15 protein-coding genes are annotated in these 18,317 nt (G+C 65.3%); 14 read left to right on the top strand and 1 reads right to left on the bottom strand.

The annotated features are described in order from the left end of the window. Positions 1–3 precede the first annotated feature (3 nt). The 14 genes from ACSBOB_RS33185 to ACSBOB_RS33120 all read left to right on the top strand — a co-directional run bounded on the left by ACSBOB_RS33185 (position 4) and on the right by ACSBOB_RS33120 (position 17,207). Positions 4–1,026, top strand: a complete 1,023-nt coding sequence (locus ACSBOB_RS33185; protein WP_442583916.1) for an ABC transporter permease — start codon at positions 4–6, stop codon at positions 1,024–1,026. Then, positions 1,013–2,008, top strand: a complete 996-nt coding sequence (locus tag ACSBOB_RS33180; RefSeq protein WP_442580252.1) for a sugar-binding transcriptional regulator — start codon at positions 1,013–1,015, stop codon at positions 2,006–2,008. The genes ACSBOB_RS33185 and ACSBOB_RS33180 overlap by 14 nt, the downstream gene beginning before the upstream one ends. Before the next feature lie 52 nt (positions 2,009–2,060). Next, the gene (locus ACSBOB_RS33175; RefSeq protein ID WP_442580251.1) at positions 2,061–3,011 is read left to right on the top strand and encodes an aldo/keto reductase; all 951 of its coding nucleotides are present in this window, start codon (positions 2,061–2,063) and stop codon (positions 3,009–3,011) included. 20 nt (positions 3,012–3,031) lie between these two features. Beyond that, entirely contained in the window at positions 3,032–4,816 is a 1,785-nt protein-coding gene (locus tag ACSBOB_RS33170; RefSeq protein WP_442580250.1) for an FAD-dependent oxidoreductase, read from the top strand. After that, positions 4,758–5,603 (top strand): class I fructose-bisphosphate aldolase, encoded by an 846-nt coding sequence (locus ACSBOB_RS33165; RefSeq protein WP_442580249.1) that lies wholly within the window; start codon positions 4,758–4,760, stop codon positions 5,601–5,603. Before ACSBOB_RS33170 ends, ACSBOB_RS33165 begins: the two co-directional genes overlap by 59 nt. A gap of 253 nt (positions 5,604–5,856) precedes the next feature. Further along, positions 5,857–7,374, top strand: coding sequence for an FGGY-family carbohydrate kinase (locus ACSBOB_RS33160; RefSeq protein ID WP_442580248.1), 1,518 nt, complete (start codon positions 5,857–5,859; stop codon positions 7,372–7,374). Then, entirely contained in the window at positions 7,358–8,959 is a 1,602-nt protein-coding gene (locus ACSBOB_RS33155) for a GMC family oxidoreductase (RefSeq protein ID WP_442580247.1), read from the top strand. The genes ACSBOB_RS33160 and ACSBOB_RS33155 overlap by 17 nt, the downstream gene beginning before the upstream one ends. Before the next feature lie 276 nt (positions 8,960–9,235). Further along, positions 9,236–11,620 carry a heavy metal translocating P-type ATPase gene (locus ACSBOB_RS33150; protein WP_442580246.1) on the top strand — a complete coding sequence of 795 codons (2,385 nt, stop codon included), beginning with the start codon at positions 9,236–9,238 and terminating at the stop codon, positions 11,618–11,620. 176 nt (positions 11,621–11,796) lie between these two features. Beyond that, a complete protein-coding gene (locus ACSBOB_RS33145) occupies positions 11,797–12,210 on the top strand; it encodes a MerR family transcriptional regulator (RefSeq protein ID WP_442580245.1) in 414 nt (137 codons plus the stop codon). A 199-nt stretch (positions 12,211–12,409) separates the two neighbouring features. Beyond that, positions 12,410–13,318, top strand: coding sequence for an EamA family transporter (locus ACSBOB_RS33140; protein ID WP_442580244.1), 909 nt, complete (start codon positions 12,410–12,412; stop codon positions 13,316–13,318). Positions 13,319–13,430: 112 nt separating this feature from the next. Next, the gene (locus ACSBOB_RS33135) at positions 13,431–13,604 is read left to right on the top strand and encodes a hypothetical protein (RefSeq protein WP_442580243.1); all 174 of its coding nucleotides are present in this window, start codon (positions 13,431–13,433) and stop codon (positions 13,602–13,604) included. Beyond that, complete coding sequence (locus tag ACSBOB_RS33130) at positions 13,601–15,055, top strand: GMC oxidoreductase (RefSeq protein ID WP_442580242.1); 1,455 nt, start codon at positions 13,601–13,603, stop codon at positions 15,053–15,055. The genes ACSBOB_RS33135 and ACSBOB_RS33130 overlap by 4 nt, the downstream gene beginning before the upstream one ends. Before the next feature lie 211 nt (positions 15,056–15,266). Continuing rightward, a complete protein-coding gene (locus ACSBOB_RS33125) occupies positions 15,267–16,772 on the top strand; it encodes a methyltransferase regulatory domain-containing protein (RefSeq protein ID WP_442580241.1) in 1,506 nt (501 codons plus the stop codon). Between the two features lie 15 nt (positions 16,773–16,787). Continuing rightward, on the top strand, positions 16,788–17,207 hold the full coding sequence (locus ACSBOB_RS33120; RefSeq protein WP_442580240.1) for a VOC family protein: 420 nt from the start codon (positions 16,788–16,790) through the stop codon (positions 17,205–17,207). 52 nt (positions 17,208–17,259) lie between these two features. Here the strand turns inward: ACSBOB_RS33120 and ACSBOB_RS33115 are convergent, their stop codons facing one another. Further along, entirely contained in the window at positions 17,260–18,261 is a 1,002-nt protein-coding gene (locus tag ACSBOB_RS33115) for an ABC transporter ATP-binding protein (RefSeq protein ID WP_442580239.1), read from the bottom strand. Positions 18,262–18,317 lie beyond the last annotated feature (56 nt).

Below are 18,317 nucleotides of genomic sequence, written 5' to 3'. Positions count from 1 at the left end.
GTGATGGGCGACATCGGAACGGGCAAGGGCAGTCAGGCGGCCGCGCCGCGCCGCCCGTCGATGCTGCGCGGCATCGGCAACATGCGCGAGCTCGGCCTGGTGCTGATCATCCTTGCGCTCTGCGTGGTGATGAGTTTTGCTTCGCCCTATTTCCTCACCTGGACGAATTTCCGGGCAATGCTGATGTCCTTCTCGGTCGAGGGCATCGTCGTTGTCGGCATGACCATCCTGCTGATCGTCGGCGCTATCGACCTCTCCGTCGGCTCGGTCGTCTGTTTCTCCATGGTGGTCGGCGGGTTCTTTTTCCTGGCGGGCCTCGATCCCTGGTCGGCAAGCGCGCTGGCGATCCTTGCGTGTGCCGGCGTCGGCGTGCTGATGGCGCTGTGTGTGACAAAAATCGGGCTGCATTCCTTCATCGTCTCGCTGGCCTTCATGGTGATCGTGCGCGGGCTGTGCCTGGCGATCACTGGCGGCACGCCGCTGTCGCTGTTCTCGCTGCCGCCGAGTTTCAAGTTCATCGGCCAGGGCACGGTCTACGGCATGCCTTTTGTCATCATCGTCTTCGTGGCGGTGGTCGTCCTCTTCGACCTGCTTTTGCGCAGGGCGACGGTCTTCCGAAAAGTCTTCTACACCGGCAGCAACGAGAAGGCGGCGGCCTATTCGGGCGTCAGGACGGATCACGTAAAATTCTTCTGCATCGTGCTGTGCTCGACTTTGGCCGGGCTGGCGGGGGTCATCTACATGGCGCGCTTCGGCGCGGCGACGCCGACCTTCGGCCTCGGCATGGAGCTGAACATCATCGCGGCCGCGGTGATCGGCGGTGCCAGCCTGAACGGCGGATCGGGCACCATCCTCGGCGCGATCCTCGGCATGGCGCTGCTGTCGGTGGTCTCCAGCTCGCTGATCCTGCTCGACGTTTCGCCCTACTGGCAGGACACGATCCGCGGCCTGATCCTGCTCGCCGCCGTTTCATTCGACCATGTCCTGCACAAGAACAAGATGGCGGCTGCCCGTGCCGGTCGTTAAGTTGAAGCGCATGGGGGCGACAGAGCAGATCGACGACTATGAGCGCGTGCGCAAAATCCACCGCGTGCTGGTCATGCATTACGTCGAGGGCCTGAGCCAGGCCGAGATCGCCAAGCGGACGGGCATCTCGCATCCGACCGTCAACCGGCTGGTCAAGGAAGGCCACGAGCGCGGCTTCGTGCAGATTTCGGTCAAGTCGCCGTTCCAGTCGCTGTTCGAACTGGAGCAGCAACTGGTCGAGGCCGGCGGCCTGCGCGAGGCGATCGTCACGCCTTCGGTGTCCGAACTGGAGGAGGTGAACCTCACCACCGCCGGCAAGGCCGCGGCCGAATTTCTGCTGGCTAACCTGAGGGACGGCGACACGGTCTGCGTTTCCGGCGGGCAGGGTGTCAGCGCTGTGGTGAATGCGCTGAACCCGTCGCGCGCCTATGACGTGACGGTGGTGCCGGCGACGGGCGGCGTGCAAGGAAAACACTTCATCGACGTGAACCACGTCGCAGCTAGACTGGCCGCCAAGCTGCAGGGCAGGGCGTTCCAGATCCATGCGCCGATCTTCGCGGCCTCGCGCGAGGAACGCGACGTCCTGATGGCCTTGCAGTCGGTGCGCGAGGTTCTGGCCCGGGCCCGCGAGGCGCGGGTGGCGCTGGTCGGCATCGGCTCGGTTCATTCGGACAAGTCGACCTATTTCAACCTGCAGACGACCGGCAAGCTGCAACTGCCGGATCTTGGGCAAAGCGGCGCGGCGGGCGAACTGGTGGCGCATCTGATCGACCGCAAGGGCGAGCTTTGCGACTATCCGCTGAACGAGCGGGTGGTGGCGCTGACGCCGGCCGAGTTCAAGGCCGTTCCGCTGTCTATCGGCATTTCGGCGGGCGAACGCAAGGCCGAGCCGATCGCCAGCGTTTTGCGCGGCGGGTTTCTCGACGCGCTGGCGACGGACGAGGCCACGGCGGCCCGCGTCGTCGGCATCCTGAAAGGATAAGATATTGAAAACGAATAAAATTACATCCCGCCCCTTGGGCGGCTCGGGCATCATGGCGAGCACCATCGGTCAGGGCACCTGGGCGATGGGCGGCTGGATGTGGGGCGGCACCGACGAGGCGCAGTCGGTCAAGGCGATCCGCGCCGCGATCGACGAGGGTGTAACGTTGATCGACACGGCGCCCGCCTATGGTCTTGGAAAGGCGGAGGAAATCGTCGGAGAGGCGATTGCCGGCCGGCGTGGCGAGGTGGTGGTCGTCACCAAATGCGGCCTCGTCTGGCACACCGACAAGGTCACGCATTTTTTCGACGAGCACGGCAAACGCGTCTACCGCTATCTCGGCCGCGACTCGATCTTTTATGAGGTCGAGCAGAGCCTGCGCCGGCTGCGCACCGACCATATCGACCTCTACATAACCCATTGGCAGGACGCGACGACGCCGGTTGCGGAGACGATGGGCGCGCTGCTCGATCTGAAGCGGCAAGGCAAGATCCGGGCAATCGGCGTCAGCAACGTCGAGCCCGGAACCTTGCAGGAATATTTGGAGATAGGCCCGGTCGACGCGATCCAGGAGCGTTTCAGCATGATCGACAGGGCGATCGAGGCGAACCTGCTGCCGCTTTGCCGCGAAAACAACGTGTCCGTGCTGAGTTATTCCTCGCTCGCGCTCGGCCTGCTGTCGGGCAAGATCGGACCGGGCCGGACGTTCGAAGGCGACGACCTGCGTAAGGACAATCCGCGCTTCTCACCGGCCAATCTTGAGTGCGTCGCGGCCTTAATGAAGGAGATCGCGCCGGTAGCGGCAGCCAGGCAGGCGACGCCGGCGCAATTGGTCATCGCCTGGACGGTCGCCCGGCCGGGCATCACCTACGCACTCTGCGGTGCGCGCAATGCCGAGCAGGCGGCGGAGAACGCGGTGGCTGGACGGCTGTCGCTGTCTGCGGACGAAATCGCCCTGATCGACGCGGCGATCGCAAAACATCTCGCCGGCATCGACGGCTAAGGCTTACGGAATTCGGGGTCATGAACAGGACGCGCACCGAGAGGCTGGACCGATTGCGCGGCATGGAGCGCGTCTCCGTGCTCGTGGTTGGCGGCGGCATCAACGGCATCAGCGCCTGGCGGGAACTGGCGCTGCAAGGCATCGACGCCGTGCTGGTGGAGCGCGGCGACTTCATGAGCGGGGCGAGTGCGGCGCCGTCGCGCATGATCCATGGCGGCCTGCGCTACATGGAGAATGGCGAGTTCGCGCTGGTGCGAGAATCCCTACGTGAGCGTAATTTATTACTTACCAATGCGCCGCACATGGTGTCCCCGCTGCCGACGCTGATCCCGCTCGCCGACCGGTTTTCCGGGGTGCTGGCGGCGGCAAGGCGCTTCCTTGGCGGCAAGCCGAAACCCGGGCCGCGCGGCGCGCTGATCGTCAAGCTGGGCCTGACGCTCTACGATCTCTATTCTGGAGTCGGCAAGGCGGTGCCGCGCCATCGTTTCTACGGCAGGCGGGACCTGAACCGCCGTTTTCCGGACCTCGACCCGGCGCAGCGCTTCGGCGCGGTCTATTACGACGCGAAGATAGCCTATCCGGAACGGCTGGGCGTGGAGATGGTGCTGGATGCGGAAGCCGCCGCGCCGCAGGCGCTGGCGTTCAACCATCTGGGGCTCGACGGCTTTTCAGATGGTAAGGCAGAGATTACGGATCGGCTAACCAGCGGAAAATTCTCGCTGCGGCCCGACATCGTCGTCAACGCCACCGGCGCCTGGATCGACATCACGAACGGCCTGATAGCCAAAAATCCGCAGCCGCTGATCGGCGGGACGAAGGGTTCGCATCTGGTCATCGACAATGACCGCCTGCGCAACGCGCTGGGCGACAACATGGTGTATTTCGCCAATCGCGAGGGCAGGGTCTGCATCCTGTTCGTGCATCTCGGCCAGGTGCTGGCGGGCTCGACCGACATCAGCGTCGAGACGCCTGAGGGCGTGCGCTGCGAGACTGACGAGGCCGACTATATTCTCGCGTCGGTGCGCGAGGTGTTTCCGAGCATTGGCATCGCGCCGCAGGAGATCGTCTTTCGGTTCGCCGGCGTGCGGCCGCTGCCGCGCAGCAATGCCGGCGTCAACGCCGAGATATCGCGCGACCATCAATGCGACTGGCTGCCGGAACAAGCTGGGCGCCCGCCGGTGCTGAGTCTGGTCGGCGGAAAATGGACCACCTTTCGCGCCTTTGGCGAGCAGGCGGCCGATCTTGTGCTGCAACCACTCGGCCGCAAGCGCACCGTGTCCACGCAGAATCTGAGGATCGGCGGCGGCCGCGACTATCCGACTGAAACCAATGCGCGCCGGGACTGGATCGCCGACGCCGTCGCACGCAGCGGACTTCCGGCGGCGCGGATCTCTGTCCTGCTCGACCGCTACGGAACGAAAGCGGCGGCTCTTGCCGTCCATCTCGGCGGCGAAGGCGACGAACCGCTTGCGAGCCTGCCGGCCTATGGCCGGGGCGAACTTGCGTATCTGGTCGTCCATGAACATGTCGCCACACTTGCCGATCTCGTGCTGCGCCGCACCGCGATCGCGCTCAGGGGCGAGTTGTCGCTCGACGCGGTCGAGGAGATCGCCGGCCTCACGGCATCGGCGCTTGGCTGGGGCGAGGAGCGCCGCGTTGCGGAAATCGAGGCGCTGATTACCCATCTCGAAGACTTTCACGGCGTCGGCAGGGCCGCGCTGGAACACCGCAACCGGAGGCAAGACCATGTACCAGTCGAAAAAAGTCCGCATGAACCGGCTGTTCGGAAACGGCAGATGTCTTGACGTCGCCATCGACCACGGCGTCTGCAACGAGCCGTCCTTCCTCGACGGGCTGGAGGATATGGGAAAAGTGGTGCGGCTGTTGGCTGAGGCCGGGCCGGACGCCATCCAGATGAATTATGGGCAGGCGGACCTGCTGCAGGACCTGCCGGGCAAGCAGAAACCCGCGCTGGTCATGCGCATCGACATGGGCAATCCGTATAACCGCACGCGGCATCGTGAGATGTGGGCGGTGCTGCAGAACGCCCATGACCCGATCGCGCCGGCGCTGCGGATGGATGCGGCCTGCGTGGTCGTCAATTTGTTCATGCTGCCGGACGAGCCGGGCCTGTTCAAACAATGCGTCGAAAATATTTCTCGCGTAAGCCAGCACTGCGAGAAATACGGCATGCCGCTGATGATCGAGCCGCTGGTGATGCAGCCCAACAGCGAGCGTGGCGGCTATCTGGTCGACGGCGACGCCGAAAAGATCGTCACCCTGGTGCGGCTGGCGCGCGAGATGGGCGCCGACATCGTCAAGGCCGACCCGACCACCGATCCCGGGGATTTCCACCGCGTCGTCGAGGCGGCGCGCTGTCCTGTGCTGGTGCGCGGCGGCGGCAAGGCTGACTTGCGCCAGGTCTTCGCCAACTCCCATGCACTGATGCGGCAGGGCGCGCACGGCATGGTCTATGGCCGCAACATCTACCAGCACGCCGACCCGGCTCGCGTCGTGCGCGCACTGATGGCGATGATCCACGATGGCGTGGATGACGCCGAGGCGTGGCGGATTTATTCAGACGGGAAGTGATGGTGGTGGCTGTTACTCTTGGCAGTGTGCGCCACGGCTTACCCTCCCCCTTGTGGGGAGGGTCGGCGAGCGGGCTGAGCGCAGCGAAGTCCGGGAGACGGGGTGGGGGTTCTCGTTCCAGTCTTCTCTTGATTCTGCCGCACCCCCACCCCGCGTCGCAAAAGCCGCCTTGCGGCATTTGCTCCGCGACCCTCCCCACAAGGGGGAGGGTGGGCCGGCCGCAGCGCGGCGGCCAAACACGAAAGCCTAATTTATGACCAAATACCTCCTCGGCCTCGATGCCGGCAACACGGTGGTTAAGGCCGTGCTGTTCGATCTCGACGGCAATGTGGCCGGCAGCGCCTCGACGGAGGGCCGGTCGCGCCAGCCCGAGCCCGGGCATGTGGAGCGCGACATCGCCGAGCTTTGGCGCGGCGCGGCGGATGTGATCGCGCGGTGCCTGGATGAGGCGGGTGCGCAGGGGGCGGATGTCGCCGCGGTCGGAACCGCCGGCCATGGCAACGGGCTCTACCTGCTCGACAAGCAGAACCAGCCGCTGCTCGGCATCCAGTCGATCGATACCCGCGCCGTCGACCTTGCGACGGAACTGCGGGCGGATGGGCGGGGCGAGCGGCTCTACGCCCAATGCCTGCAAAAGCCGTGGCCGTCGCAGACCGCGACCTTGCTGGCCTGGATCAAGCGATATCGCCCCGACCTCTACGCACAGGCGGGGACCGCGTTCCTGTGCAAGGACGCGCTGACCTTCATGCTGACGGGCGAGCGCGTTAGCGATTTTTCCGACATGAGCGGCTGCGGCCTGCTGCGGCTGCCGGAGTGCCGCTACGACGCGGCGCTGCTGGACGGTTATGGCATTGGCGAGGCGCTGCACCTGTTGCCGGACCTCGTGCAGTCCGACCACGTTGCCGGCCGGGTGACGAGCGAGGCGGCCGCGCTTACCGGGCTGGCCGAAGGCACGCCGGTGGCGGCGGGTTTCTTCGACGTTATTTCGTCGATGATCGGCGCCGGCACGATTTTGCCCGGCGAGGCGGCGATCGTCGCCGGCACGTGGAGCATCAACCAGGTGATCCTCGAAAGCCCCCTGGTCGACGACCGCATTTTCCATGCCTCGACCTGGCGGCCGGGCCGGTACGTTTCGATCGAATCCAGCGCGACGTCGGCCGTCAACCTCGAATGGTTCGTGCGCGAATTCGTCGACGGGCATGGCGCCGAGGCCTATGACCAATGCAACGCGCTGGTCGCATCGGTCGAACCAGGCGCCGGCCTGCCGCTGTTCCTGCCGTTCCTCTACGGCTCGGCGACGCAGCCCAACGCGCGCGGCGCCTTCCTCGGTCTGTCGGGATGGCACGGCAAGGCGGAGATGCTGCACGCGATCTATGAAGGCGTCATCTTCGAGCACCGGCGCCATATCGAAAGGCTGCGCGCCGCCGGCGCCCGTTTCGACAAGGCGAGCCTGTCGGGCGGCGGTTCGCGCAGCGAGGTGTGGTGCCAGATGTTCGCCGACCTGCTCGATCTCAAGGTGACGGTCGCCGACTGCATGGAGACCGGCGCGTTGGGCGCGGCGATTGCCGGCGGTGTCGCGGCGGGCCTGTTCCCCGATCTCGACGCCGGGGTCTCGCGCATGGTCTGCGTTAAAACAGCGTACAATCCGCGTCCTGAGCGGAAGGCCCTTTCCGACGCGCGCCACCGGCTCTATCGTGGCCTCGCCGAAACCCTGCCGGAACGCTGGGCGGCATACGGGGAGGAGGCACGTTCCGGTGACGGACAGGCTTGATCTGGGGTCCTACGACTACATCATCGTCGGGGCTGGTTCCGCTGGCTGCGTGCTTGCCAACCGGCTGAGTGCCGCACCCGGCAAGCGTGTGCTGCTGCTGGAGGCGGGGGGCTCCGACAACTACCACTGGATCCACATTCCGGTCGGCTACCTCTATTGCATGGGCAACCCGCGTACCGACTGGGGTTACAGCACGGTTGCCGAGCCCGGCCTGAACGGCCGCTCGCTTGCCTATCCGCGCGGAAAGGTGATGGGCGGCTGCTCGTCGATCAACGGCATGATCTACATGCGCGGCCAGGCGGCCGACTACGACCATTGGCGCCAGCTCGGCAATCCCGGCTGGGGCTGGGACGACGTGCTGCCGCTGTTCCGCAAATCCGAGGATCACCAGAGTTTTTCCGGACCGTTTCACGGCCAGGGCGGAGAATTGCGGGTCGAGCGGCAGCGGCTGTCCTGGCCGATCCTCGATGCGGTGCGCCAGGCGGCAGAGGAACTCGGCGTGCCGCAGGTGGACGACTTCAACGCCGGCGACAATTTCGGCTCGTCCTATTTCGAGGTCAACCAGAAGGCCGGTTTCCGCTTCAACGCGGTGCGCGCCTTCCTGAAGCCGGTGCGGCATCGCAAGAACCTGACGGTGATGACCGGCGCGCATGTCGAGCGCATCCTCTTCGACGGCAGGCGGGCGACGGGGCTGGAATTGCGGCTGGCGGGAAAGCCGGCGCGGGCAGGCGTGACGGGCGAACTCGTGCTCACCGCCGGGGCGATCGGCACGCCGCAGCTTCTGCAATTGTCCGGCGTCGGCGCGTCGGCCCTGCTCGACCGGCACGGCATCCCGGTTGTCGCGGATGTGCCCGGCATCGGCGAGAATTTGCAGGATCATCTGCAGATCCGCACCGCCTTCCGCATCAGCGGCGCGATGACGCTGAACGAGCGGCAGGCGAAATTGACCGGCAAGGCGATGATCGCGCTGGAATATGCGCTGCGCCGCACGGGTCCGATGTCGATGGCGCCGAGTCAACTCGGCATCTTCATGCGCTCCGACGAGCGTTTTGCCACGCCCAACATCGAGTTCCACGTGCAGCCTTTGTCGCTGGAGAAATTCGGCGAGCCGCTGCATTCCTTTCCCGCGGTCACCGTGTCGGTCTGCAACCTCAGGCCGCAGTCGCGCGGCCATGTGCGGATTTCCTCGGCTGATCCGTTCCGCCAGCCCGACATCGCCCCGAACTACCTGTCCACCGAAGACGACCGCGCGGTGGCGGCCGATTCGATCCGCATCGCGCGGCGGTTGATGGCGACGAAGCGCATGCTCGAATACGACCCGCGCGAATTCAAGCCGGGGCCGGAGATCACCGGGCCGGAGGAATTGGCGAAGGCGGCGGGCGACATCGCCACCACCATCTTCCATCCGGTCGGCACGGCGCGGATGGGCACGGACGCCAACGCGGTGGTGAGCCCCGACCTGAAGCTGCGCGGCTTCGAGGGGGTGCGGATTGCGGATTGCTCGGTCATGCCGACGATCGTGTCGGGCAACACGCACGCGCCGGCGGTGATGATCGGGGAGAAGGCGGCTGAGATGATGCTATAGGCTGACGATCCGCTTCACCCCCACCCCTAACCCCTCCCCACACAAGGGGGAGGGGGACCTTGCGGCCGCTGTGCTGCACAAGACCATCGGCGACTGCCACCTAGCGGAGACGCGAGCGAGTCCCCCTCCCCCTTGTGGGGAGGGGTTAGGGGTGGGGGTAAGTGCCAGCGAGGATATCAGGCAGCCAGCGCGAAAAATTCCGAAAAAAGCCTCTTGTCTCTCTAGCTGCTAGAGGAATTAGGCATGCTCCCGACACGTTGTGCGAGAGCATTTGCCATGAATGAAATTATCAGGAGCAGCCGGTTCCGGGTCGAGGGCATGGATTGCGCGGCCTGCGCGGCCAAGATCGACAAAGCGGCGCGGCGCGTCGACGGCGTCGAGGATGTGTCGGTGTCGGTGACGGCCGGCACGATGACCGTCGGCCACCGCGCCGAGACCGATCTGGAGGCGCTGGCGCGAAAAGTGACCAGCCTGGGCTACAAGGTGGCGCCGCTGCCGGCCCGTGCCGCGAAGGCGCCGGCCGAGGACCATGACGGATGCGGTTGCGGCCATGACCACAATGACCATGGCGACGCCCATGATCATACGCACGGTCATGGGCACGATCATGATCATGGCCACGATCACGCGAAAGACGGCAGGCACGATCATGCGGATCATCATGATCACGATCATGCCGACGGCTCCGAGCACGAGCATTCCCAAAAGCACGGCCACGATCACGACAAGCCCGGCGCGGCAGTCGCGGCCAACGACGCTTCCGGCCTGCACGGTCACGATCCCGGCCCGGCGGAGGGCCCATGGTGGAAGACCGCCAAGGCGCGCCTGACCATCGCCTGCGGCGCGGCACTTGCGGCGGCCTATCTGATCGGTCAGGTCTTTCCGCAATATGACACGATCCTGTTCATCGCCGCGATGGCGGTCGGGCTGATCCCGATCGCGCGGCGCGCTGTGATGGCGGCCGTCAACGGCATGCCGTTCACCATCGAGACGCTGATGACGGTGGCGGCCGTTGGCGCGGTAATCATCGATGCCGGCGAGGAAGCAGCGGCGGTGGTGTTCCTGTTCCTGGTCGGCGAATTCCTGGAAGGCGTTGCCGCAGGACGGGCGCGGGCCGGCATCCGGGCATTGGCCTCGCTCGTGCCGAAGACGGCGTTTTTAGAGAAGGACGGGCGCACGACGGAAGTGCCGGCCGAAAGCCTTGCGGTGGGGGCGACGATCCTGGTGCGGCCGGGCGACCGCGTGCCGGCCGACGGCGAGATCCTGTCAGGCGAAACCTCGGTCGACGAATCGCCGGTGACCGGGGAATCCGTGCCGAAGCGCATGGTGCCGGGCGACAGCGTGCGGGCCGGCACGATCAACCAGGACGCGGCGATCCGCGTGCGGGTGACGGCGGCAGCGCAGGACAACACGATCTCGCGCATCATCCAGATGGTCGAGCAGGCGCAGGAATCGAAGGCGCCGACCGAACGCTTCATCGACAGCTTTTCCCGCTATTACACGCCGGGCGTGATGGTCGTGGCGGCGCTGGTCGCCATCGGTCCCCCGCTGGCCTTCGGCGGCGTCTGGGACGAGTGGATCTACAAGGGCCTGGCGATCCTGCTGATCGGCTGCCCCTGCGCGCTGGTGATCTCGACGCCGGCGGCGATCGCCGCCAGCCTTTCCGCCGGCGCGCGGCGCGGCCTTCTGATGAAGGGCGGCGCGGTGCTGGAGACGCTGGGCAAGGTGACCAAGGTCGCCTTCGACAAGACCGGCACGCTGACGGCCGGCAGGCCGGTGGTCACCGACGTCGTCGCGGTCGAAAAGAGCGAGGCCGCGGTGATCGAAAGCGCGGCGTCCCTGGAAGTCGGCTCCAGCCATCCGCTGGCGCTGGCGATCCTCGGCGAGGCGAAGCGCCGGGGCATCGAGGCGCGCTCGGCGGCGGATACGCGAGCCATCGGCGGCGAGGGTGTTGTCGGCAAGGCGGGCGGCGTGGACCTTTTCCTCGGTTCGCCGCAGGCGGCGGAAAAGCGCGCGCCTCTCGCGGACGACCTCAAGACCCGCATCGCCGCGCTCAACGACGAGGGCAAGACGGTGTCCGTGCTGCTGGAAGGCGGACGGCTCGCCGGGTTGATCGCCATGCGCGACGAACCACGCGAGGACGCCGTTGCCGGCATCCAGGCGCTGAAGGAACTCGGCATATCCGCGGTGATGCTGACCGGCGATAACCGTCGCACGGCGGCGGCGATTGCCGGAAAACTCGGCATGGAGCCGCGCGCCGAACTGCTGCCTCAGGACAAGCAACGCATCGTCGGCGAATTGCGAAAGGCGGGCGAGATCGTCGCGAAAGTCGGCGACGGCATCAACGATGCGCCGGCGCTGGCCGCCGCCGACATCGGCATCGCCATGGGCGGCGGCACCGATGTGGCGCTTGAGACGGCGGACGCAGCCGCGCTCAATGCCCGTGTCAAGGATGTCGCGTCGATGGTGGCGCTGTCGCGGGCGACGATGGCCAACATCCATCAGAACATCGCGATCTCGCTCGGCTTGAAGGCGGTGTTCCTGGTAACCACCATCGCCGGCATCACCGGCCTGTGGCCGGCGATCCTTGCCGATACCGGCGCCACCGTGCTGGTCACCGCCAACGCCATGCGGCTGCTCGGCTGGCGTGGGCTGAAGTGACCGTTCTTTGACGGCGGTTGGGTAGATGGTCATCGCACCGAGGCTGACGCGGCCCTACTGCTTGCGGCAACATGGCCATGACTGCCCCCGGATACGGCCCATCCGGTAGGGGCAGCAACATTGCCGATCATCGCCCCATGCCATATCTATAGCGACTGGAGTTCTTGGAGGCCGCGATGCTGACCATCGGCGAATTGTCCCGGCGCACGGGCGTAAAAATCCCGACCATCCGCTATTACGAGCAGATGGGGCTGATGACGGCGGCGGAGCGCTCGGAGGGCAACCAGCGGCGCTACGGCACCGAGGAGCGGGACCGGCTCTCCTTTATCCGCCATGCCCGCGACCTCGGCCTGACCATCGATGCCATCCGCGAGCTGATCGAGCTCAGCGCCCATCCCGACCGCCCCTGCGCCCGCGCCGACCGCATCGCCGCCGAGCAGCTGGAGGCGGTGCGCAAGAAGATCGAGAAGCTGCGGCGGCTGGAGCAGGAGCTGGAGCGGATCACCACGCACTGCCACGTCGATCAGGTGCGCGACTGCTACGTCATCCGCGCGCTCGCCAATCACGATTTGTGCGAGGCGGAGCATTGATGATGTGACGACCCGCTCTTGCCGTTGTTGCGTCGACTGCCTGAGCTCATGGCGCATGACCTGTCAGCACATGTTTGTCGCGGCCGGTAGCGTTGCGGCACAGCCGGCCGTCGAACTTGTTCGAGGGGACGATGCCATGTTGCGCCGTCCCACCGCGATCGCCTAAAGCCGGTCGACTGACAAGGGCGGCGCGCGGTGCATGGTTGAACTCTGGATTCCGATAACCGTCGGCGCGGCGTTCCTGCAGAACCTGCGATCGGCCGTTCAGAAACATCTCAAGGGCGTGATGGGCACGACGGGGGCGACCTTCGTGCGCTTCGGTTTTGGCGTGCCGTTCGCAGTCGGCTTCGTGGCGCTGCTGCATCTCGGCTTCGGCTATCGGCTGCCGGCGCCGAACCCGACCTTCTTCGCCTGGTCACTGTTCGGCGGGCTTGCCCAGATCGCCGGCACCTTCCTGCTGGTCCATCTGTTCTCCTTTCGCAATTTCGCGGTCGGCACGGCCTATTCGCGCACGGAGCCGGCGCAGGCGGCGCTGTTCGGCCTGCTGTTCCTCGGCGAACGCGCCACGCCGGGCGTGCTTATGGCCATCGCCATCAGCGTCTTCGGCGTCATGCTGATCTCGGTGGCGCACATGGCGTTCAGCCTGCGCACGCTGGTCACCTCGCTGTTTGCCCGCAACGCACTGATCGGGCTCGCTTCCGGCACGGCCTTCGGCGTGTCGGCGGTCGCCTATCGTGCGGCGTCGCTGTCGCTGGGCGGGCCGAACTTCATCATGCAGGCGGCCTTCACGCTCATCCTGGTGATCGTTTTCCAGACCGTCTTGATGCTCGCCTGGATGCTGCTGCGCGACCGCTCCGAACTCGGCCGCATCGCAAGGGCCTGGAAGCCGGCGCTGTTCGTCGGCATGGTCGGTGCGTCGGCCTCATTCGGCTGGTTCACGGCGATGACGCTGCAGCAGGCGGCGATCGTCAAGGCGCTGGCGCAGGTCGAGATGATCTTCACCTTCGCGTCCTCGGTCTTCTTCTTCAAGGAGAGGATCAACCGGCTGGAGATTGCCGGCTGCGTGCTGATCGTTTTCGGAATTTTAACGCTGATCGCAATCGGCTAGCCGTGATTTGCGCTGGCAGGGCACCACATGGCATGGTTTTCGCTCTTTGTTCAGCAAGTGTCCCGAAATCAGGGGGCACGACGCAAACTGAACCATGTTCCGGAGCGAATTCATGGCCCCCAATCGAATTGCCCCCCAGGCAACGCGTCGTACGATTCTCCAGGCGTTGCTGTCCGTCCCTGCCTTTGCGCTGTTCATCGCGCATAAAACCCCTTCCAGGGAACAGCCCGCCGACGAGCTCGTCGAGGTTAATGGCTGGATCCTGAAGAGGAGTGAGTTGGCATGATATTCGAGAATTTCGAGGGATTCGGCGCTTCCGGCTTCAAGCCGAGGGTCATCCTGATCGGATCGGGCCCGGCCGGCGTAACGATTGCCCGCAAACTCGCCGCCGCCGGCATTCCGGTCGCGATCTTCGAGGCCGGGAAGGCCGACCTCACCGAGGAATCGCAGGACATCTACAAGGGCAAGACGGTCGGAGATTATTATTTCGACCTCGACGTGACTCGACTGCGTTATTTCGGCGGTTCTTCCAACCACTGGGCCGGATGGTGCCGGGTCATGGACGCAATCGATTTCGAGCCGAAGGCCTGGGTTCCCGACACCGGCTGGCCGATCCGCCGCACCGACATCGAGCCTTATCTTGCCGAGGTGCACGACATCCTCGACCTTGTGTCATTTCAGGACGACGTGCCCATTTCCGACGACATCCGCTGGGTGCAGCTGATCAAGAGCCCGGCTGTACGCTTCGCCGAGAAGTACCGGGCTGAGATCGAGGAAAGCAGGAACATCGCGCTCGTGCTGGACACCTACGTGACCAGGCTGGAAGGCGACGGAACGAAGGTCACCGGTGCGCATGTCTGGTCCGCCGGCAAGGACCAGGGCGTGGCGACGGCGGATTATTACATCCCTTGCACCGGCGGGCTGGAGAACTCGCGGCTTCTCCTGTGGTCTAACGAGCAGTCGAACGGCGGGGTGGTGCCGCATGCCGAGGCGCTCGGCAAATACTGGATGGAGCACCCGCAGTTCGAGGGCGGCAACGCCATAATGAACAATCCGGACCAGTTCCAGATGGACGCCGTCTCGGAAGCCTTCTTCTCGCCGACGCAGGAGGCGATGGAACGCGAGCAGATCATGAATTTCGGCATCCGCTTCATCACCATGCCCTATCGCGGGGCGAAGTGGCTGGTGGCCGAGCTTGCCTGTGTCGCGCCGGAAACCGCCGAATGGGTTTCGAGCGGCGTTGGCGGCAATCTGCGCTGCGCTGCGCAGCTGGTCATGGGCTGGGAGCAGGCGCCGCGCGCCGACAATTTCATCGCGCTGTCGGCGACCGACAAGGATGCGCTGGGCATCCCGCGCCTCGAACTCCACTGGAAGAAGAGCGAACTCGAGCACCGCACCCTGCTGCAAGGGCTGCGGTTGTTCGGCAAGACGCTTGCCGAGAAGGACTATGGCCGCGTCCGCATCGACGAATGGGTGCTGAACAACGATCCCTACCCGACAGACCAGGAGCTTGCCGGCCACCACCATATGGGCGGCACGCGCATGGGTGAGGACCTTGCGAAAAGCGTCGTCGACCGCAACCAGCAGGTCCATGGTATGGCGAACCTCTATGTCGGCGGCTCGTCGGTGTTCGCGACGTCGGGCCAGTGCAACCCGACGACGACGATCGTGGCGCTGAGCTGCCGGCTCGGCGATCACCTCGCCAAGCGCATCGGCCAGAGCGCCATGGTGCAGTAGGTTTTGAGGAGAGGCTTCCGCGCGGTCCGCCAGTCTGGGCGGAGCGCCGGCGGGAAGCCCGGACTGCGGAAAACTTTCATTGTTCCGCCTTCTACTTCGAGAGGGGGCTTCGGCCCCCATTTCTTTTTGATTCCGGACCGGCTACGTCTACCAACACTTCGCCGACAAGCGCTGGGATGGAGCCGTTATGAGTTCTTGGACGTCCGGATACATGTCTGAGGTCGCCTATACGGCCGGCTTCTATCGGGAACTGACCCCGGCCATGCTGGAACTTGCCGCACTTGGCAAGTCGACGCTGACGACGCAGGCGACCACGCCGCTGGCCATGTGCGAGCTGGGCTGCGGCCGCGGCGTTTCCACCAACGTGCTGGCCGCCGCCAATCCGCACAGCCAGTTCTACGCCACCGACTTCAATCCGGCGCATATCGTCGAGGCGCGGGCGCTGGCGAACGCCGCGGGCTCGAAGAACGTCCATTTCTTCGATTCGAGCTTCGCCGAATTCCTTGACGAGCCGAGCCTGCCGCAATTTGACATCATCGCGCTGCACGGCATCCTGTCATGGATCAACGAGGCCAACCGGCGCACCATCGTCGCCTTCATCGCGAAGCACCTGAAGCCGGGCGGGCTGGCCTACGTGTCCTACAATTCCATGCCCGGCTGGTCTTCGGCGGCGCCGCTGCGCCGGCTGATGATGGAATTCGGATCGCTGCACGCCGACAGTGCCTTCACCAGGCTTGGCAAGTCGCTCGACATGCTGAGCAAGTTGAAGGAAGCCAACGCCCGCTATTTCGCCGCCAGCCCCGGCGTTGCCGAGCGCCTGGAAAAGTTCAAGACGCAGAACAAGAACTACCTCGTCCACGAATTCATGAACGAGGACTGGCACCCCTTCTACCACAAGGACGTGGCGCGCGAATTCTCCGAGGCGAAGCTGAACTTCCTCTGCTCGGCGCATCTGCTGGATCATGTCGACGCGCTGAACATGACCGAGGCGCAGCGCAATTTCCTCAACGAGATCGAGGACATCGCGCTACGCGAGACGACGCGCGACTACATCGTCAACCAGCAGTTCCGGCGCGATATCTTCATCAAGGGCGCCGTGCCGCTTGGCCTGTTCCCGGCGCGCGAGCGCTGGCAGGAGGCGCGTTTCGCGCTGTCGATCAACCGCGCCGACGCGCCGACCAAGGTGACGGGCGGTCTCGGCGAGGCGGCTATGCAGCAGGAAGTATACGGGCCTTTCCTAGACGCGCTGGCGTCAGGCCCGAAGACGCTGCGGGCCATGCAGGCGGTTCCCGGGATCGCCGAACTGGGATGGGCGCGTATCATCCAGGCGCTGCTGGTGCTGGTGGGATCGGGGCATGTCCAGCCTTGCCTCGACGAGAAGAACGACGGCAAGCGCCGCGAATCCACCCGCCGCTTCAATCGCGCGGTGATGGAGAACGCGCGGCATTCGGCCGATATCCAGGCGCTGGCATCGCCGGTTACCGGCGGCGGCATCGGCGTCGACCGCTTCGAGCAGCTGTTCCTGCTGGCGCGGCTCAACAAGCAGGCCGACGTGCCGGCCTTCGTCTGGCAAATCCTCTCCATGCTCGGCCAGCGGCTGCTGCGCGAGGGCGTGGCGATCGAGACGCCGGAGCAGAACCTCGAGGAGCTGCGCACACGCCATGCGACGTTCCTGGAGAAGCGCCTGCCGGTGTTCGAGCAGCTCGGGCTGACCTGACGGGAGGGACGTCCGGTGCTGACCTATATCTATTTCGGCACCAACGATCTCGAGCGGGCGACCCGCTTCTACGATGCCGCGCTGGCGCCACTCGGCATGCGGCGCTGCGTAACCAATGATCCGCAATGGGACAGCGTTTCCGCCGGCTGGGGCACCTATGAGGAGAATGGCCTCAGCGAACTCGCCTTCTGGATCGGCAAGCCATTTGACGGCGGGAAGGCTACGGTGGGAAACGGCAGCATGGTTGCCTTCAGGGCGCGGTCATGGGCCGAGGTGGATGCGTTCCATGCCGCAGCGCTTGCCCATGGCGGCGCCGACGAGGGTGCGCCGGGTTTGCGCCAACACTATGCGCCGGATTTTTACGCGGCTTACGTCCGTGATCCCGACGGCAACAAAGTTGCCGCGGTTTGTCGAGGGATCACGGCACCGGCGTGATTGGTGACGGCAGGCTCTTGCCCGCGCCTCCAAGGCGGCACGAAAGCAACTTTCAGCGCATGGTCTGTCCGTTGCCGTCGAAGCGGTATGTCTTCGCAGGGTCCGGCGTGGCATAGAGCGTGGCGCCAGGCTCGGCATTGTACACGCCAAAAATGCGCGCCGTGATCAGCCCGGCCTTCTCGCAGTCGAGATAGAGGTTGGTGTCTGCGCCGAGATGTTCGGCATGCACGACGGTCCCTTTCCAGGCTCCCGATGAGGCATCGACGGTCAGATGCTCGGGCCGCACCCCGACGGTCTTCGCCTGCGCCTCGCCGAGCCGCGCGCCGTCGACGAAGTTCATTTTCGGCGAGCCGATGAAGCCGGCGACGAACTCGTTGGCCGGGTTGTTGTAAAGGTCCATCGGCGCGCCGACCTGTTCGATCTTGCCTGCGTTCAGCACCACGATCTTGTCGGCCAGCGTCATCGCCTCGACCTGGTCGTGGGTGACGTAGATCATCGTCGCCTTCAGCCGGCGATGCAGTTGTGCGATCTCCAGCCGCGTGTTGACGCGCAACGCCGCATCAAGGTTCGACAGCGGCTCGTCGAACAGGAACAGCTTTGGTTCACGCACCACGGCGCGGCCGATGGCGACGCGCTGGCGCTGGCCGCCGGACAGCTCCGCCGGCCGCCGATGCAGGTACGGCTCCAACGACAGCATGGCCGAGGCGATGCCGATGCGCTTGTCGATCTCGGCTGTCGGCGTTTTCGCCTGCTTCAGGCCGAGCCCCATATTGTCGCGCACGGTGAGATGCGGATAGAGCGCATAGGTCTGGAACACCATGGCGATGCCACGCTTGGCCGGCGGCGTGTTGACGACGTTGACGCCGTCGATCAGCACTTTTCCGGAAGTCGCATCCTCCAGCCCGGCGATGACGCGCAGCAAGGTCGACTTCCCGCAGCCGGACGGGCCGACGAACACGACGAATTCGCCATCGTCGACCTTGAGGTCGATGCCTTTCAGCACGTCGACCTTGCCGAAGGATTTTTTCACGTTCTCGATGGTCAGCGAGCCCATGGGCGTTCCTTCAGAGCAGGTTGGGCCGCGCGATATGGGGTCGCGCGTGTCAGATT

The sequence above is a fragment of the Mesorhizobium sp. KACC 23794 genome, from assembly GCF_052180275.1.
In the GTDB taxonomy this organism is placed as follows: domain Bacteria; phylum Pseudomonadota; class Alphaproteobacteria; order Rhizobiales; family Rhizobiaceae; genus Kumtagia.
The sequence above is the reverse complement of the archived record's forward strand: the minus strand, read 5'-3'. Positions and strand labels throughout refer to the sequence as shown.

What these genes read in the sequence shown, in the direction of transcription:
- ACSBOB_RS33130 (WP_442580242.1), top strand. Translation starts at nt 13,601, where the DNA reads ATGATATTCGAGAATTTCGAGGGATTCGGCGCTTCCGGCTTCAAGCCG.
- ACSBOB_RS33160 (WP_442580248.1), top strand. Translation starts at nt 5,857, where the DNA reads ATGACCAAATACCTCCTCGGCCTCGATGCCGGCAACACGGTGGTTAAG.
- ACSBOB_RS33170 (WP_442580250.1), top strand. Translation starts at nt 3,032, where the DNA reads ATGAACAGGACGCGCACCGAGAGGCTGGACCGATTGCGCGGCATGGAG.
- ACSBOB_RS33165 (WP_442580249.1), top strand. Translation starts at nt 4,758, where the DNA reads ATGTACCAGTCGAAAAAAGTCCGCATGAACCGGCTGTTCGGAAACGGC.
- ACSBOB_RS33145 (WP_442580245.1), top strand. Translation starts at nt 11,797, where the DNA reads ATGCTGACCATCGGCGAATTGTCCCGGCGCACGGGCGTAAAAATCCCG.
- ACSBOB_RS33140 (WP_442580244.1), top strand. Translation starts at nt 12,410, where the DNA reads ATGGTTGAACTCTGGATTCCGATAACCGTCGGCGCGGCGTTCCTGCAG.
- ACSBOB_RS33135 (WP_442580243.1), top strand. Translation starts at nt 13,431, where the DNA reads ATGGCCCCCAATCGAATTGCCCCCCAGGCAACGCGTCGTACGATTCTC.
- ACSBOB_RS33185 (WP_442583916.1), top strand. Translation starts at nt 4, where the DNA reads ATGGGCGACATCGGAACGGGCAAGGGCAGTCAGGCGGCCGCGCCGCGC.
- ACSBOB_RS33175 (WP_442580251.1), top strand. Translation starts at nt 2,061, where the DNA reads ATGGCGAGCACCATCGGTCAGGGCACCTGGGCGATGGGCGGCTGGATG.
- ACSBOB_RS33150 (WP_442580246.1), top strand. Translation starts at nt 9,236, where the DNA reads ATGAATGAAATTATCAGGAGCAGCCGGTTCCGGGTCGAGGGCATGGAT.
- ACSBOB_RS33125 (WP_442580241.1), top strand. Translation starts at nt 15,267, where the DNA reads ATGTCTGAGGTCGCCTATACGGCCGGCTTCTATCGGGAACTGACCCCG.
- ACSBOB_RS33115 (WP_442580239.1), bottom strand. Translation starts at nt 18,261, where the DNA reads ATGGGCTCGCTGACCATCGAGAACGTGAAAAAATCCTTCGGCAAGGTC.